Source organism: Streptomyces spectabilis (genome assembly GCF_008704795.1).
Lineage (GTDB): Bacteria > Actinomycetota > Actinomycetes > Streptomycetales > Streptomycetaceae > Streptomyces > Streptomyces spectabilis.
On sequence record NZ_CP023690.1, the window covers coordinates 812,807 to 828,487 of the forward strand.

Genomic DNA, 15,681 nt, shown 5'->3' on the forward strand with positions numbered 1-15,681 from the left:
ACCGGTGTTCCCCGCGCTCACAGCGGGAGGAACAGGTCGGTCTCGGCGTGATGGGCCGCCACCAGGCCGGTGTGGACCTCGTAGTACCAGCCGTGCAGACGGACGTCGCCGCTCTCCAGGCGCTCGCGGACGCACGGGTAGCCGCGCAGGCGTGCCAGCTGTTCGCGCACGTGGCGCTGGACGGCGGCGGCGACCGCGGGCCCGTCGTCGGCGGGCAGTTCGCTGGACAGCTGGCGGTCGAGCCAGTCCCGTACGGCGGGCAGCTCGGCGAGGTCCTCGCCGCGGGCCTTGGCGCCGACGGCGCCGCAGTGCGAGTGGCCGCAGACGACGATGTCGGCGACGCCCAGGACGCGCATCGCGTACTCGATGGTGGCGCCTTCCGAGCTGGCGGGCCGGTCCGCCTCGTAGGGGGGCACCGCGTTGCCCGCGGTGCGCAGCTCGAAGAGGTCGCCGGGGCGGGCGCCGGTGATCAGGGAGGGTACGACCCGGGAGTCGGAGCAGGTGATGAAGAGGGCGAGCGGGGACTGCCCGGCGGCGAGCCGTCCGAACGTCTCCTGTTCCTCGCGGCGTTCGGCGATGCGGGCGGTCATGCCGCGGGCGTGCGTGATGAAGGTCTCCATGGCGAAGACGTCTCCTGGGGTGTCGGTGTGGGGTGTGCGGTCGGCGGGGAGGGTTCCCGGCTGTCCGCTCAGGAGCGCGAAACGCAGTGCAGGAGGAGCAGTTGGGCGCCCGATCTGGCGGGCGTGGCCGCGTCGGGTCGGGGACCGGTGGGTCCGCGGGCCGCGCGGGCGTCGGCGGGGTCGGCCGTGGCGGAGCGTGCCCGCGCGGCGGCGGCCCGGAGGGGTGCCTGGGCGGTGTGCGCACGGCCGCGGACGAAGTGAGGGGGAGGGTGGGGGACTTCGCCGTCTCTGAGCGTGCGTTCCCGTGTTTCCATGGCGGCCGGGGGTGGTCCCGGCGCGGCCAGACTGGACGGGGCCGCCGCGTCGGGGGCCGCCCCCGCGACGGCGGGCGCGGCGCCGCCCCACAGGAGGGACAGCAGGACGATCACGGTGGTGGCGGCCCAGCGGCGCGCTCGCGTTGCCGGGCCCGCTCGGCCGGCCGGGCGGTCGGTCGTGTGGTGCCTCATCGTCGTCAGGAGGTGTCGGGCGCGCGGCGGCGCGCGGGACGGCCGGTCACGAGGAGCGGGGCGCAGGCCTTGCTCTCCGCGTGCGGCGGGGCAGTCGTGGCGGCGCGCGGGTGCCCGTTCAACTGCCGCCCGCTTCCTGAGGAGTGGTCACCGCGGTCAGCTCGCTGATCTCGGACAGCGTCATGCCGAGCTGCTCGTGCAGGAAGCGCACGATCGTCCAGTGCGGCAGCGCGCCCTCGTCGAAGGGGCCGAACTCCCTCACGTACAGCGGGATCCAGCGCAGCGCCTCCTCTATCGCCTGCTCCCTGCCCGGCTCGCGCTGGTAGTCCTCGTACGCGATGCTGCGGTGCTCGATGAAGAACCCGCCGGGCAGGCGCTGGGCGCACAGGGCGCGGTACTCGCGGGTCTGCAGGATCAGGTAGTGCCAGATCTCGTCGATCTCCTGCTCCACGGGGAGGAAGAGACCGCTGAGCCGGTCCGGGTGGCGGGAGACGAGGTAGAGGTAGCGCAGACACTCGGTGACCTGGCGCTCGACGTACTCCTGCGGGGCGTCGGTCGCCGCGGCGAAGTGCGCCACCACCTCGGCGTGCAGGCCGTCGCCGAGGAGGGCGGCGAGGTCCGCGGCGGACACGTGGTCGACGGCGGGCGCGAGGGGGGCGGCGGACGCGATCGGCTGCGTGGTCATGGTGCTCCCGGGAGGCGTGGCGAGGTGCGGGGGGTCAGGTGTCCTTGGCGAGCCAGGCGTATTTGCCCGAGCCGCCGATGGGGATGTGCGCCCGGTGGTCCAGGGCGGTGTCCCGTCCGGTGAGTGCGGCGACGCCGTGGCGCAGCGCGTCGGCCTCGACGGGTGCGAGCGGGGCGCCGTCGAAGGTCGTGTAGTGCAGCAGCGCGCGGGACGGGTCGCGGGCGTCGAGCTGGTGGACGAAGACGCGGGGCGACGCGGCGGTGACCACGTCGTCGAGGTCCCCTTGCGCCACGGGGCCGTGCGGGGTCTTCAGGAGTTCCTTCTCGCGGCCGCAGAACCGTGTGATGCGGGCCGGGTCGGGCGAGCCGTCGGCGGTGCGCACGCAGTCGCCGGAGCGGTAACGCACCAGCGGCATGTGCGGGTTGCGCACGCTGGTCACGATGAGGTGGTGGATGCGGCTGCCCGGCTCCACGGGGATCAGCTCGACACTCATCCGGTCCAGGTACGGCCGGTAGGCGCCGGTGCGGTCGCTGTAGAAGAGGTAGCCGAGTTCGGTGCTGCCGAACAGGTCGACGACCGGGCAGGAGAAGTGGTGCTGGAGGTAGCGCCGCACGTTGAGCGGCGCGTACTCGTACGCGTGCACGATGCTCGCGGGCCGCGGGAAGGACGCCCACAGGCCCCAGTCGACGGCCTTGCGCACCAGGTGCGCGAGATGGGGTCCGGAGCAGTCCAGGTGGTACCGGCCGCGGGGGTGAGCGGCCTGTGCGGTACGGATCTCCTCGATCATGCGCTCGACGTCCGCGCGGTCCCACAGGGCCGGGTCGCGGCGCAGGTTGACGTAGAACGTCCGCTCGTCCAGACGCCGCTGGTCGAGGTCCGGCAACGGGTCGGGCTCGGCCTCGGGCCCGCCGCGCTTGCGGGCGTTGACGCGGGCGACGTGCTCGGTGGCGAGGACGGTGGTGAGGGAGACCCGGCGGCATCCCTCGTGCCAGGTGTCGGCGATGTCGGGGTGCTCGCTCCACAGCCGGTAGTAGGAGTTGAGCAGGAAGTACGGGGGCCGGATGATCTGCATCCGCGCGTGGTTGGTGCCCGTGGAGAGCACGAACTCCGCTTCGCCGGCGGCGAGGGCGGCCGCCAGGGTGGGGGTCATCCAGTTGTCGGGAAAGCCACGGGCTATCTCCGGCTTCTCCAGAATGGGGAAGTGGCCACGCTCGACGTACGGCCGGTAGATCGGTATGTCCTTGACCTGGGCGATGACGTCGGAACTGGGCTGACCGTTCATGACCACCCTTCGGGGCTGCGGGGTACGTGGGGGGGCTGGCCCGGCACGCCCGGAGGCGTGCCGGGCCGGTAGTAGCAAGGGCAACTAACGGGTACTCAGGAAATACAGCCGGACTTCACCGAGGCGCTGATGCAGCCGGACTTGTCCGCGCTGATGCAGCCTTCCTTTCCGGACACCTTCGGCGAGTTCAGGGCGGTCCACTGGTTCCAGACATCGTCCTTGGCCATCTTCGCGATGAGCTTTTCCACGTCGCACCTCCAGGGAAGGGTGGGGTTGCGCGGCGGGGCTGTCGCCCGTTCACCGCCGCAATCGAAAGTAAAAGCAACACCAAGTCGAAGTCAAAGGCGAGCAATGCGCCACTGGCTCAAAAGCCGTCGGGAGCAGCGACTTTGGCTTGATCCTTTGGGGCGCGCGGGGCGCTATTCACCTTCTCTTCACCAATGTGACAGGAAATGTGCACGGGTGGAGCCAGGGGTCAAAAGGGATCAACCAACTGGAGCGAACTCAAGGGCGCTTACAGCGGAACGTTCACCGAAAAGGGGGTGATCCGGGGGTTAACGCCCGGTGGGCTCCGCGCGCCAGAGGAAGACTTCGGTACTCGGGGCGCGCTCGGCGAAGCGGCCCGACGGGGAGGTCGCCCGCAGCAGGTCGCGCAGGTCCGACTCGAAGGCGCGGCGGCGCGGCCCGAAGAGGTGCGGGGCCGAGAACGACATCGAGAACACCCCGGCCACGACGTCGTCGTCCGTGCGCTCCAGCGCCTGCCCGCCGGGAACGACGAGGCGCTCGGGCCCCAAGAGACCCGCCCGGGCGAACACCGCGGCCTCGCCGCCCGGCGTCCCCTGCGGCAGCACGCCGCGACCCGCCCGCCTGACCGGCCCCAGATAGCGCCTGACCAGCTCGTCCATCGCGGCGTACGGCACCGGCGGGTGCGGCAGACCCGCGACGGACCGGTCCTCCGTCTTCAGGTCCGAGAGGTGCGCGAGGGCGCCGCCGGGGCGCAGCATGCCCCGTGCCGCCCACGCCACCAGGTCGCGGTCCATCCAGTGGAAGGACTGGGCGAAGGCCACCACGGTGAAGGTGCCGAGACCGGCGGGCAGGTCTTCGGCCCGGGCCTGCACCCAGACGGCCTTTTCGGCCACTCCCTGCTCGGCAGCCCCGCGCCGGGCCTCGGCGATCATCCCGCCGTCGGGGTCGAGCCCGACGATCTCAGCGAAGGCGTGCGCGAGCCGCAGCGCGATGGTGCCGGGGCCGCAGCCCACGTCGAGCAGGCGCCCCCGCCCGTCGAGCCCCAACGCCTCGGTGAGGGCGTCCGCGAGGCCGGGCGCGTACGGGAGTCGTCCACGCCGGTAGTACGCGGCCGTACCGGAGAACAAGGTGTCGTCCCATTGCCATCCGGACGCCATGTCGGCGCACCGCCCTTCGCGGGAGATCCGAGCGCGGAAGCGTCGATGATTCCACGGCGGGGGCGGGGCAGCGACCTCATTTCCGCGTGGCGCGCGCCCGGTGGCGGGGAGCGCCCGCCGCAGTGCGCGCGGCGGGTCCGCGCGGCGGGCGCGCGCCGAGGGCTCACACGAAGGGCGTGATCCGCTCCTCGACGCCGAGGAGCAGCTTGCCGTAGATCTCCCTGCCCACCGCGGGCGTGGCGACCGCGTGCCGCCCGGCGGTGCTGGCGTCCCGCCAGATCCGCTGGAGCGGGTTGGCGTCGGCGAAGGAACCGCCGCCGTGCACGTTGAGCAGGGTGTTGATCGCTTCGAGGACGTTCTTGATGGCGTGTCCGCTGTCCGCGCGGACCCGGGCGCGGATCAGCACGTCGAGGTCGCCGCCGCGGGCGGCGGCCTCGTCGATGTCCGCGGCCGCGCGGCGCACGTGCAGCTGCGCCGTGTCGATCTTCATGGCGGCCTCCGCCACCTCCAGCTGCACGGCCACCGAATCCGCCTGCGTCTCGTAGTACGTGTACGAGATCGGCTTGGTCCCGGCCTTCTCGGTGACCAGCTTCAACGCGGCGCGGCCCAGGCCGATCTGGGGCCCGGCGAGGCCCAGGGCGAGCAGCGGTGAGAGCGAGGAGCGGAACAGGCCGGTGTCCCCGTGCACCGTCGGCAGCGCGCCGTCGATCGCCCGGGGCACGGAGATGACCCGGTGCTCGGGCACGAAGACGTCCTCGGCGATCAGGCAGTTGCTGCCGGTGCCGCGCATTCCGGCGACGTGCCAGACGTCCTGTATCTCCACGTCCGTGCGCGGCACCAGGGCCATCGCCTGGTCGACCACCTCGCCGTCCTCATCGGTGAGCGGCAGGCCGAGGACGGCCCACGTGGAGTGCCAGGCACCGGAGTTGTAGTACCAGCGGCCTGACACCCGCCAGCCGCCGTCGACCCGGCGGCTGGTGGCGGTGGGACCGAAGACGCCGGTGACCCGCGCGTCGGTGCCCGCGCCGAAGACTTCCTCCTGGGCCTGGAGGGGGAACAGCGCGGCCAGCCAGTTGCAGGTGTTGACCACGGCCACCACCCAGGAGGTGGAGCCGTCGCCCTCGGCCAGCTCGGCCGACACGTCCACCAGGGTGCGCATGTCGGTCTCGTATCCGCCGAAGCGCCGCGGCACGGTCAGTTTGAAGAGCCCGGCGTCCGTCAGCGCGTCGATCACTTCGTCGGTGATCCTGCGCTCCGCCTCGATCCTGGGGGCGTGCTCGCACAGCAGGGGCCGCAGCGCGGCGGCACGCGCCACGAACTCGGCGGTGGTCGGGACGGTGGTGTCGGTGGTGGTCATGTCTGTCTCCATGGTGTGCACACGTGTCAGGGAAGAGGTGCCGGTCATGCGACCGGGGCGAACGCGGAGTGCGTGCCGAAGGTGCGGTGGCCGTAGACCAGCGGCGCCGCCGTGGCCGTGCGGGCGTGGACGACCGTCCCGAGCAGCAGTCGGTGGTCACCGCCCGCGACGGCCGACGTCAGCTCGCACACGAGCCAGCCCGGCGCGTCCGGCAGCCGGGGAAGGTCGTGGTCGTACTCCCAGCGGACCGAGTCGAAGCGGTTCGCGGACCGGCCCGCGAAGCGCAGCGCCAGCGCCTTCTGCTCCGCTCCGAGCACGTTCACGCCGAACCGCCCGGTGGTCTGGATGCGGGCGAGCAGGCCCGACGCGCGGTCCAGGGCCACCGACACCATCGGTGGGCGCAGCGAGAGCGAGGCGAAGGCGCTGACGGTCGATCCGTGCGGCGTCCCGCCCTCGGCGGCGGTCACGACGGTCACCGGGGCGCAGACCCCGGCCATCAGATCCCGGAAGTCCTGTTCGGTCATCATGGCGTCCCCTCCAATCCATCATGATGATTACGGTGATCATGATGGAGGCTTTGAAAGTGCGTCAAGGGGTGCGATGCTATTGACCATAATCAATTCGTTCCGTGGATCGCTCAGTGGATCGCTCAGTGGATCGCTCCATGGACCGTCACGAGGATGGGGAGGTCCTGTGGGGGCCGCAGACGACACCAGAGGGAGCATGGAGCCGCCCGCCCTGCGGCGCGGCGATTGGGAGCGCCCCGCGCCCTCCCGCGCCGAGGTCGCCGCCCAGCGCATCGCGGCCATGGTCGCGGACACGGAGCCGGGCGAGCGCCTGGGCACCAAGGAGGAGCTCCGCGCCGCGTGCGGGGTGTCGGTCGGCACGTTCAACGAGACCCTGCGGCTGCTCCAGTCGCGCGGGCTCGTCACCGTCCGCCCCGGCCCGGGCGGCGGCCTCTTCGCCGCCGAGCAGTCCGCCCTGCGGCGCCTCGGCAACTCCGTGCTCGCCCTGGACGCCGACGCCGACACCGACGGGGCGGACGGCAAGCGCGCGGAGGAGGCCCGGCGCATCCGGGACGCGCTGGTTCCGCTCCTGGTCGAGGACGCCCTCTGGCACGCCTCGCCGGCCGATGTCGCCGCGCTCCGGGAGGAGTTGACGGACCTTGCCGAGGCCGCGCGGCAGACCGACACGGCCGCGTTCGCCGCCGCCGACCACCGGCTGCGCACCCGGCTCGCGGCCGTCAGCCCCAACTCCCTGCTGCGCTCGCTGTACGCGACACTGCTGCCGGTCGCCGAGCCCGACACCGCCGAGCGGCTCCAGAGCCGGTACGAGCACCACGCCGCGCTCCTCGACGCCCTTGAGGTCCGCGACCGTGCGCGGGCGCTCGACCTGGCGCGGTCCGACTGAGCCGAGCTCACGAGTCCCGCCCATGTTGGGCACACCTCGTTCACATTTTCCGGTCATTGAGGGGCGCCAAAGCGCCATCCCCGTATGAAACCGTCCCTCCTGACACACAGCCGGTGCCAGAGTCCCCGTGCGGCGCCCAACAGGGCGCCGGTGGATGAACTACCTGACACCAAGGAGTTCTTTTCGTGGGGAAGAAAACCGCGACGCTGCTCGCGACCGCAGCTCTGGCCTCCATCACCCTCGTGGGCCAGGCGAACGCCGCCCCCTCACACCACGCCGCCACCCCCGCTTCCAGCGCGACCACCCCGGGGCCCCTCGCCAACCAGGTGCGGTACGCGCCGTTCACCCTCAACCACAACCAGTCCGTGAGCTCCAACACCGCCCGCCTCGTCATGCAGTCCGACGGCAACCTCGTCATCTACGACGAGTTCAACCGGGCCAGATGGGCCACCGGCACCGTCGGCCGGGGCTGGACCATGCGCTTCCAGGAAGACGGCAACCTCGTCGTCTACACCCGCAGCGGCCGTGCCGCCTGGGCGTCGAACACTGACGGCCACCCGGGCTCGCGCCTCGTCATCCAGGACGACGGCAACGTCGTCATCTATGACGGCAGCCGAGCGATCTGGGCGTCAGGCACCGACCACTAGCGTCTGACACCTCTCGCCACACCACCGGCCGGGTCCTCACGGGCCCGGCCGGTCCCGGCTCCTGAAGGAGACGGGCAGACGACCTCCCGTCGAACACCCCGCATACGGGTCATGCACGTTCCGCGCCGCCTACAACCACAGCCCTCGTCCCCCGTGTCGAACTCCGTGCCGGTGCGCCGGTCCCGCCGGTGACACCGATCCCGCACCCATCGAACCCACGGAGTTCACGTGCACTCGCGTTCCCGCATCCCGATCGTCCGCCTCGCCGCCACCGCAGCGCTCGCCCTGGCCACCCTCGCCGTCGGCGTGCCGTCCGCCCAGGCTTCGGACACCGCCCCGGCCGCGCGCCCCGCGCCGGACGACCCCTTCGTCGTGACCCTCTCCACCAACGTCTCCACCACCGACTTCACCCACCGCAAGGTCAAGCTCAGCGGCACCGTGACCCGCGCCGACGGCACCCCGGTGGCGGGCGCGCCGGTCAAGCTCCTGAAGACCGTCCTCTACGACACCTGGAACCCGTGGGGCGACCCCATCGACCCCATCGAGCGGGAGACCCTTCCGCTCGGCACCCTCCACACCGACGCCCAGGGGAGGTTCGCGGTCTCCAACGTCCCCGCGGACCGCTGGCTGGACCGGGACAGCATCCATCTGTTCCCGCGCCACCAGGTCGAGTTCCAGGCCTCGTACGACCCGGGCGACCCCTCGGACGGCCACTTCTACTACGCCGACACCACGGTCGAGGTCCGGCCGGTCACCAGCGCCCTCACCTACAAGGTCAACAAGACCAAGGTGCGCGCCGGAGACACTCTCGTCGTCACCGGCAAGGTCACCTGGCCCGCCGGGCACGGCCCGGTCAAGGGCACCCGCGTCCTGCTCCGGACCTACTACGAGTCCGCGTACGACGCGAAGACCACCACCGACGCGCGGGGCAACTTCACCGTCCGCGCCAAGATCCGGGGCTACGACCGCGACTTCGTGCTCTTCTCCGCGCCCAAGGACTACTACGTCGCGGGCGCGAGCAAGAAGCTGCCGGTCAAGAACGTCACGCCGCGGCCGGCGCCCGCGACCTGAGCACCGTTCCCGCGGGGCCGCGGGGCCATGTCATGGTTTGACACAGATCACACGGATCCGTACGGCGGATTCCGATTGCCGACGGCGGCCGGGAGCAGGAGAAAGGACAGGAGCGGCCGCACCGCCGCGCCCCTGCCCCCGAACGTACGGAGGTCCCATGACCCGCGCCATCGCCGTCGGAGTGGACGGATCCGCCGAGAGCCTGGCCGCAGCCGACTGGGCGGCGGCCGAAGCCGCGCTGCGCGGCGCGCCCCTGCGGATCGTGCACGCCTGGCTCCCGCAGTCGACCGACGTGACCATCGCCCGGAGCAAGGACGAGCTGGCCACGGCCGCCGACGCCTTCGTGCGGGAGGCCGTGACGCGCGTGTCCGGGCGCCACCCGGACCTCACGATCACCTCCGAGGTCGTCCAGGCCACCCCCGTCGACACGCTCCTCGGGGAGGCCGAGCGGTCCGGGATGCTGGTGCTCGGCTCGCGCGGGCACGGTGCCCTCCTCGGCTTCCTGCTCGGCTCGTACGGACAGCAGGTGATCGCCGACGCGGCGGGTCCCGTGGTGTCCGTACGAGCCGGTACGGGGACGGGAGCGGCCGGGCCCGACGGTGCGGGTGAGGTCGTCGTGGGGCAGCACGGGGAGCCCGAGGACAGCGAGGCCGTGCTGCGGTTCGCCTTCGAGGCCGCGGCCGCCCACGGCGCGGCCCTGCGCGCGGTGCGGGCCTGGACCCTGCCGCCGCTGTACGCCTACAACACCGGCGTACTGGACGTCGCGGACCAGGCCGGCGGCCTCGAACCCCTCGAACAGCAGGCGCTGACACGGGCGCTCGCCCCGTGGCGCGAGCGGTTCCCCGACGTGCCCGTGACCGAGCACGTCGAGATCGGCAGCGCCGGCCAGGTCCTCCTCTCGGCCACCGCCGACGCGGGCCTCCTCGTGGTCGGCCGCAAGACGCACCGCTCCCCCATCGGCACGCGCATCGGCTCCGTGGCCCACGCGGCACTGCACCACGCGGGCTGCCCGGTCGCGGTCGTTCCCCCGGCCTGAGCCGCGCCCCTCAGCAGGTGGTGCCGTCCGGCACCTCGCGCAGGCCGACCAGGTAGTCGTCCACGCGCTTGGTGACACACGCGCCGGCCCGGCCGTAGGCGGTGTGCCCCGGAGCCTCGTACGTCAGGAGCATGCCGCCGGGGAACTGCTCCGCCACGCTCTCGGCCTCCTCGTACGGCGTGGCCGGGTCGCCGGTGGTGCCGACCACGAGGACCGGCGGCACTCCATCGGCCGCCACCCTGCGGGGCCGCTGCGTGCCCGACGGCAGGTCCTTGCACGCCAGGACGCTCAGCACGCTCGACACGCCGTACAGGCCCGCCTTCCCCTCCGCGCGCTCCAGCGCGTCCCAGTAGGGCTCGGCGGTGCGGGGGTAGGCGGTGTCGGCGCAGGAGACGGCGAGGATGGCGGCGTCGCTGTTGTCGACGGCGCCGTCGGACTCGCGTTCGCCGCGTTCGCCCTTGCCCCGGAGGCGGGCGGCAGGCCCCGGCTCCTCGGCCTCGGAGAGTTCCGCCAGCTTCGTCCCGTCGCCCCGGGCCCCCGCGCGCAGTGCCGCGGAGAGCGGCTTCCAGTCGTCTTCGGGCGCGTACATCGCCAGCGAGACGGCGTCGACGACGTCCGTCGTGCCGAGGCCTTCCTCCTCGCCGTCGACGGGCAGCGGTTCGTGCTCCGTACGCTCGTACAGGTCCTCGATCAGGCGGCGGATCTCGCCGGGGCTCTCACCGGGGCATCCGCTGCCGACGACCTCCGCGCACCGCTTCGCGTAGTCGTCGACGGCCCTGCGGAAGCCGGTCCCTTCGCTGAGGGCGCGCTGCGCCCAGCCGAGGGAGGGGTCGACCGCGCCGTCCAGGACCATGGCGCGCACCCGGCGCGGGAACTGCTCGGCGTACCGGGTGCCCAGGTGCGTGCCGTACGACCAGCCGACGTAGGTCAGCTTCCGCTCGCCGAGGGCCGCGCGCAGCACGTCAAGGTCGCGGGCCACGTCCTGGGTGCCGACGTGGCGCAGCAGGCCGCGGCTGCCCTTGCGGCAGGCGGTGGCCTCGGCGCGGGCGTCGGCGAGGGCCTGGGCGCGCGCGGCGGCGGTACGGGGGACGGGAGGCTGCTCCTCGGCGGCGTCCTCCTGCTCGTCCTCTTCTTCCGGGCAGTCGAGCGCGGGGCGGCTGCCCGCGACGCCGCGCGGGTCGAAGGAGACGATGTCGAAGCCGGCCCGCGCCTTCGCGCCGAACGACTCGGCCCCGCCGTCCTTGAGGTCGGCCACACCGGACTCGCCCGGGCCTCCCGGGTTGTACACGAGGGTGCCGACGCGCCGCTCCTCGTCGTCGGTCGCGGCCCTGGCCACCGGCAGGACGAAGGTCTTCCCGTCGCCCGGGTGCGCGTAGTCCCTGGGCACGGTGAGCCGGGCGCACTCCACGTCCCCGCACTCCCGCCACGTGAGCTTCTGCCGGTAGAAGCGCTGGAGTTCGGGCCGGGCGGCGGGGTCGGCGTCCGCGTGCTGCCGCGCGGAGCCGCGACTGCCCTCCGTGGTGCAGCCCGCGAGCGGCAGGGCCGTGAGGACCGCGAGGGGCAGGGCGAGCACGCGCATCCGCGCGCTGTGCCGCAAGGACTTCAAGGACTTCCGGGACTTCAAGGGGGTGCTCCTGTGTTTCGGTACACCACAGGGTCCCTGATCACTGCATATGGTGTCGCGTCCGGAGCGGTCGGCGAGGCGGCCGAAGGGCATCAGGAAGGCGGCGATCAGGCACGAGACTCCAGATCGGCAAGGAGCACGGCCGCGATCTCGGACTGCGGCTGCGGGTCCATCAGTTCCTCGTGTCGGAACCCGATCCGGGAGACGTGGACCGCGCCCTCGACGTGGGGTGCCCAGCTCTCCGCCCGTGCCCGGAGTTCGTCCTCGGTGATGCCCTTCGTGCCGACGAACAACCGGACGGGGTCGGTGAAGCGGGTGGGGACGTAGCGCCGGGCCAGGCCCGCAGTCGATCTCCTACCTGGGCGATCAGATCACCTTCGTCGCCCTGCCGCTGGCCGCGGTCCCCGCCCTGGACGCCAACGCTGCCCAGCTGGGTGTCCTCTCGGCCGCCTCGTCCCTCCCCAATCTACTCATCTCGCTGCACGCGGGCTCGCTCATCGACCGGTCCGGGCGGCTGCCGAGGCGGAGTGACGGCTTCCCGCCCAGCATCGGCAGGAGCACCGCCGCCGACCAGCTGAAGTTGGGCGAGTTGAGCGGTGCCCCGGTCAGCGGGTCGTAGTTCTCCATCACCGGGCCCCGGTCCGCGAGTCCGCCCGCGTGGGCGAGCAGCCGGTCGGTCAGCGCGCGAGCCTCGGCGGTGTATCCGTACCGTCGCAGGCCGGCCTGGGCGAAGTACGCCTGGTCCAGCCAGACCGGTCCGCGCCAGTAGCGCTGCGGGGCGAAGTACGGCGAGCTGCGGGCCACCGTCGGGAAGGGCACGGGCGTGGCGAACTCGGCCGGGTCGGTCAGCCTGTCGCGCACGGCCGCGGCCTGCGCGCGTGATGCCGTGCCCGTCCACAGGGGGACGGCGCCCTCGATGCCCCGCCCGCGCGCGGTGAGCCGGGAGCCGTCGGCCAGGTCCGTGTCGTGGAACCAGCCGCTCTTCGGGTCGTACATCCGCTCGCGCACCGCCGCGTGCGTGGCCCGGGCGCGGGCCCGCCAGTGCCGCTCCCCCGCCTTGTCCCCCAGCTCGCGCGCGAGGGCGGCGAGGTGACTCTGGTCGGCGGCCAGGTAGGCGTTGAGGTCGACGGACTCCTGGGTGAGCGAGTAGCCGGTCACGCGGCCCGACGCGTCCCGGTTGGTGACGACGGAGGTGCCCAGGGCGGCGTCGAAGCGCGGCGCGTTGTCCATGCCGCTCTCCCAGGCGGCGGCGAGCCTGCGCTGCTCCGCGCTGTCGTTGGCGGGGTCGACGGTCGCCCCGTACTCGGCGAGCCCGTCGCGGTCGTGGTCGCGGTTGCGGTACCACCACGCCTGGTACGCGGCCAGCTTCGGGTACATCTCGCGCAGGAAGGCCCGGTCGCCGCTGTGCCGGTAGACCTCGCGCACCGCCCACGCGGCCAGCGGGGGCTTGCTGTTGCGCTCGTTCCAGTTGCCGCCGCCGTCGGAGGGGTCGTTGTAGAAGACCGCGTCCGGGATCATCCCGGCGTCCTGCGGCCTGCTCGGGGAACCGGGACGGATCTGGTGGTCGAACATGGCGCGGAGCTGCGACTGGGCGAGCCCGGGGTCGAACCGGGCGGTGCCGACGGCCTGCTTCCAGGTGTCCCAGGCCCAGATGCCGCCCGCGAACCACTTGTACGACAGTGAGGGGCTGATGGCGTCGTGCCGGATCCGCCCGGCGGCCGAACGCCAGTTGGTGACCAGGGTCTGGAGCGCCTTCACGGCGAGGCGGCGGCGCGCGGGCGGGACGGGCCCGGTGACGTCGGCGACGTAGCGGCGCCAGCGCGCGTCCCCGGCCGCCGTGACGGCGGCCGGGTCGGCCAGGACTCGGCGCACGGCGGCGCCTTCGCGCGCCCGCTCGGAGGTGGTGAAGGTGTAGCTCTCGGTCCAGTCCAGGGTGCGGGCGGCGCCCGGGGCGAGGCGGAGCGGCGCGGCCAGCTCGGTGCGGTAGGTGTCGCGCGCGAGCGTGGAGCGGACGGGCTCGCGATGGGTGATCTGGAAGCGCTCGGTGCCGTCGGTGAGGTAGTCCCACTTCTCGCGCACGCGCGCGAAGTCGACGGCGACGCCGCGGGATGTGGTGATCAGTGAGGGCGCGTCGCGCTGCGGTCCTTCCTCGGGGCGCAGCAGGCTGCCGGACCAGTCGGCGGCGAGCGTGCGCGTCGTCCGGCCGCTGTTGTGCACGCGGGCGCGGACCAGCGCGGTGCGGTCGGTGGCGAACCGCAGCTCCAGGGTGAGGTCGAGGCCGTCGAGGCGGTAGCGCTGGCGCAGCAACCCCGGAAGGGACGTGAAGCGCGGTGTACCTCCCCCGACTAGATCGAGCGTTCTATCCGCTTCTTTCAGTCGGAGTCTGCTGAAGGATCTGCTCAGCCACCACGGGTACTCCTGGGCCACGTACAGCGGCCCGCTGAAGCCCCCGTACGTGGTCGGGTCCTCCGCATCGGGCAGGGCGTACGCGTGCCAGGCGCCCCGGTCGGCGAAGACGTTGACCGGGTTGAACTCCCCCGGCGACGCGGACTTCGGGACGCCCTTGAGGTCGAGGACGTTCTCGTAGGTGGTCGAGCGGGTGGTGTTCCCGGAGTTGTACGACCTCGGGGCGTCGTCGGCGCCTGACGGAGATGCCGTGCCCACCGCGAGGGTGAGGGCGAGGGTGAGCGCGGCCACGGGCTTCACCCGGGTCATCGCGTACTCACCAGCATGGGGATGTCGTCGGCGGCCCAGAGCACGAACCGTTCGATCGGCGTGACCTCGTGGCCGGGCACCGGCCGGAACGCGAGGCGTTTGAGGAGGACGGCCAGGACCAGCTGCGCCTCCACGGTGGCCAGTTGGGCGCCCTCGCAGCTGCGGGGGCCGAGGCCGAAGGGGATGTAGGCGTACCGCGGCCGCTTGGCGGTCTCCTCCGGGGTGAACCGCTCGGGGTCGAACTTCTGGGGTTCGGGCCAGTGCTGGGGGTTCAGATGGACGGCCCAGAAGGGGTAGAAGACGGTCGTTCCCGCCGGGATCTCGTACTCCCCCAGGACGAGGGGCTCGGTCGTCTCCCGCGCGCCGTACGGGCCCGGCGGGTAGAGCCGCATCGCTTCCTTCAGGGTCATGTCCAGATACGTCAGCCGACGCAGGTCGGCGTAGGCGGGCGCGGCGCGGTCCCCGAGCACGCGGTCCAGCTCCTCGGTGACGCGTGCGGCCACCTCGGGGTGGCGGCCCAGCAGGTGCAGGGTCCAGGAGACGGCCACGCCGGTGGTGTGGTGGGCGGCGAGCAGCGTCACCATGACGGTGTCGCGGATCCGCGCGGGGCTCTGCCCGGCCTCGACGAGCGCGCCGATCAGATCGCTGCGGTCCGCGCGCCCGCCGGAGCGGTGCGCCGCGACCACCCGGTCGACCGTGGCGCGCAGGTAGGCGAGGGCCTCGTCCGCCCGTCGGGTGCGCTCGTCCTGGGTGCCCGGGACGGGCACCTGGTAGAGCCGTCCCAGGTGTTCGGTGAGCACCGTCTCGAACGCGCGGGTCACCTTGTCCGGGTCCGCGGCGTCGCCGCCCAGGGAGTACTCGCAGATCATCCGCAGCGTCAGCGCGGTCAGATCCTTCTGCGACGCGACGGGTTCGCCACCGGCCCGCGCGGCCCAGCGGTCCGCGAGGTCCGTCGCCAGCTCGGTGAACCGCGCGAAGTGCCGCTCGTGGGAGGGGCGTCCGGCGAAGACGGAGAGCAGAAGCCGCCGCCACGGGGTGTGCTGATCGGCCGCGAGGACCTGGAGGTTGTCCGCCTCGCACAGCGGGGCCAGGAACTCGAAGAGCCGCTCGGGCCGTTTGTCGATGTGGGCCGTGGCCTCCAGGAGCACGGGGTCGGCGACCGAGACGGCCTCCTCCACCCCCGGGAGCTGGAACCGCACGACGGGTCCGTGCTCGGCGTGCAGCCGCAGTTGATACGTGTGCAGTCCGCCCGCCTCGGCGATGGCCCCCAGGCCGCCGTCCGGTCGGGGCTCGGGGCCCGGGATCTCCATGGCCGCGTTCCTTCC

General features: G+C 72.7%; 15 protein-coding genes. 4 read left to right on the forward strand and 11 right to left on the reverse strand.

All coding sequences use genetic code 11. The features are described from left to right. Positions 1-17: 17 nt before the first annotated feature. The 7 genes from CP982_RS03435 to CP982_RS03460 all read right to left on the reverse strand — a co-directional run bounded on the left by CP982_RS03435 (position 18) and on the right by CP982_RS03460 (position 6,380). On the reverse strand, positions 18-620 hold the full coding sequence (locus CP982_RS03435) for a carbonic anhydrase (RefSeq protein ID WP_150509095.1): 603 nt from the start codon (positions 618-620) through the stop codon (positions 18-20). A 624-nt stretch (positions 621-1,244) separates the two neighbouring features. Continuing rightward, positions 1,245-1,811, reverse strand: a complete 567-nt coding sequence (locus tag CP982_RS03440) for a glycine-rich domain-containing protein (protein ID WP_150509096.1) — start codon at positions 1,809-1,811, stop codon at positions 1,245-1,247. A 34-nt stretch (positions 1,812-1,845) separates the two neighbouring features. Then, complete coding sequence (locus CP982_RS03445) at positions 1,846-3,093, reverse strand: acyl-CoA synthetase family protein (RefSeq protein WP_150509097.1); 1,248 nt, start codon at positions 3,091-3,093, stop codon at positions 1,846-1,848. Positions 3,094-3,188: 95 nt separating this feature from the next. Further along, complete coding sequence (locus CP982_RS41510) at positions 3,189-3,341, reverse strand: hypothetical protein (RefSeq protein WP_170316345.1); 153 nt, start codon at positions 3,339-3,341, stop codon at positions 3,189-3,191. Between the two features lie 306 nt (positions 3,342-3,647). Further along, positions 3,648-4,496 carry a class I SAM-dependent methyltransferase gene (locus CP982_RS03450; protein ID WP_150509098.1) on the reverse strand — a complete coding sequence of 283 codons (849 nt, stop codon included), beginning with the start codon at positions 4,494-4,496 and terminating at the stop codon, positions 3,648-3,650. 163 nt (positions 4,497-4,659) lie between these two features. Then, the gene (locus CP982_RS03455; protein ID WP_150509099.1) at positions 4,660-5,853 is read right to left on the reverse strand and encodes an acyl-CoA dehydrogenase family protein; all 1,194 of its coding nucleotides are present in this window, start codon (positions 5,851-5,853) and stop codon (positions 4,660-4,662) included. A 44-nt stretch (positions 5,854-5,897) separates the two neighbouring features. Next, on the reverse strand, positions 5,898-6,380 hold the full coding sequence (locus CP982_RS03460) for a flavin reductase family protein (protein WP_170316346.1): 483 nt from the start codon (positions 6,378-6,380) through the stop codon (positions 5,898-5,900). 196 nt (positions 6,381-6,576) lie between these two features. Between CP982_RS03460 and CP982_RS03465 the strand changes: the two genes are divergently transcribed. The 4 genes from CP982_RS03465 (at position 6,577) to CP982_RS03480 (ending at position 10,017) form a co-directional block, all read left to right on the forward strand. Next, entirely contained in the window at positions 6,577-7,263 is a 687-nt protein-coding gene (locus CP982_RS03465) for a FadR/GntR family transcriptional regulator (RefSeq protein ID WP_150509100.1), read from the forward strand. 185 nt (positions 7,264-7,448) lie between these two features. Next, the gene (locus CP982_RS03470) at positions 7,449-7,910 is read left to right on the forward strand and encodes a hypothetical protein (RefSeq protein WP_170316347.1); all 462 of its coding nucleotides are present in this window, start codon (positions 7,449-7,451) and stop codon (positions 7,908-7,910) included. Positions 7,911-8,138: 228 nt separating this feature from the next. Then, positions 8,139-8,981, forward strand: a complete 843-nt coding sequence (locus tag CP982_RS03475) for a peptidase associated/transthyretin-like domain-containing protein (protein ID WP_150509101.1) — start codon at positions 8,139-8,141, stop codon at positions 8,979-8,981. A 157-nt stretch (positions 8,982-9,138) separates the two neighbouring features. Further along, positions 9,139-10,017 carry a universal stress protein gene (locus CP982_RS03480; protein ID WP_150509102.1) on the forward strand — a complete coding sequence of 293 codons (879 nt, stop codon included), beginning with the start codon at positions 9,139-9,141 and terminating at the stop codon, positions 10,015-10,017. 10 nt (positions 10,018-10,027) lie between these two features. On the opposite strand, the gene CP982_RS03485 is transcribed toward CP982_RS03480, so the two are convergent. The 4 genes from CP982_RS03485 to CP982_RS03500 all read right to left on the reverse strand — a co-directional run bounded on the left by CP982_RS03485 (position 10,028) and on the right by CP982_RS03500 (position 15,666). Next, on the reverse strand, positions 10,028-11,641 hold the full coding sequence (locus CP982_RS03485) for an alpha/beta hydrolase (protein ID WP_229878834.1): 1,614 nt from the start codon (positions 11,639-11,641) through the stop codon (positions 10,028-10,030). A gap of 107 nt (positions 11,642-11,748) precedes the next feature. Continuing rightward, entirely contained in the window at positions 11,749-11,934 is a 186-nt protein-coding gene (locus CP982_RS03490) for a hypothetical protein (protein ID WP_150509103.1), read from the reverse strand. 73 nt (positions 11,935-12,007) lie between these two features. After that, the gene (locus tag CP982_RS03495) at positions 12,008-14,356 is read right to left on the reverse strand and encodes an MGH1-like glycoside hydrolase domain-containing protein (protein ID WP_212669175.1); all 2,349 of its coding nucleotides are present in this window, start codon (positions 14,354-14,356) and stop codon (positions 12,008-12,010) included. After that, on the reverse strand, positions 14,353-15,666 hold the full coding sequence (locus CP982_RS03500; protein ID WP_150509104.1) for a cytochrome P450: 1,314 nt from the start codon (positions 15,664-15,666) through the stop codon (positions 14,353-14,355). The genes CP982_RS03495 and CP982_RS03500 overlap by 4 nt, the downstream gene beginning before the upstream one ends. Between the last annotated feature and the right edge of the window lie 15 nt (positions 15,667-15,681).

Excerpts from the sequence above, each read along its gene's own strand:
- CP982_RS03445 (WP_150509097.1), bottom strand. The coding sequence starts at position 3,093 with ATGAACGGTCAGCCCAGTTCCGACGTCATCGCCCAGGTCAAGGACATA.
- CP982_RS03450 (WP_150509098.1), bottom strand. The coding sequence starts at position 4,496 with ATGGCGTCCGGATGGCAATGGGACGACACCTTGTTCTCCGGTACGGCC.
- CP982_RS03460 (WP_170316346.1), bottom strand. The coding sequence starts at position 6,380 with ATGATGACCGAACAGGACTTCCGGGATCTGATGGCCGGGGTCTGCGCC.
- CP982_RS03495 (WP_212669175.1), bottom strand. The coding sequence starts at position 14,356 with ATGACCCGGGTGAAGCCCGTGGCCGCGCTCACCCTCGCCCTCACCCTC.
- CP982_RS03440 (WP_150509096.1), bottom strand. The coding sequence starts at position 1,811 with ATGACCACGCAGCCGATCGCGTCCGCCGCCCCCCTCGCGCCCGCCGTC.
- CP982_RS03480 (WP_150509102.1), top strand. The coding sequence starts at position 9,139 with ATGACCCGCGCCATCGCCGTCGGAGTGGACGGATCCGCCGAGAGCCTG.
- CP982_RS03455 (WP_150509099.1), bottom strand. The coding sequence starts at position 5,853 with ATGACCACCACCGACACCACCGTCCCGACCACCGCCGAGTTCGTGGCG.
- CP982_RS03465 (WP_150509100.1), top strand. The coding sequence starts at position 6,577 with ATGGAGCCGCCCGCCCTGCGGCGCGGCGATTGGGAGCGCCCCGCGCCC.
- CP982_RS03500 (WP_150509104.1), bottom strand. The coding sequence starts at position 15,666 with ATGGAGATCCCGGGCCCCGAGCCCCGACCGGACGGCGGCCTGGGGGCC.
- CP982_RS03435 (WP_150509095.1), bottom strand. The coding sequence starts at position 620 with ATGGAGACCTTCATCACGCACGCCCGCGGCATGACCGCCCGCATCGCC.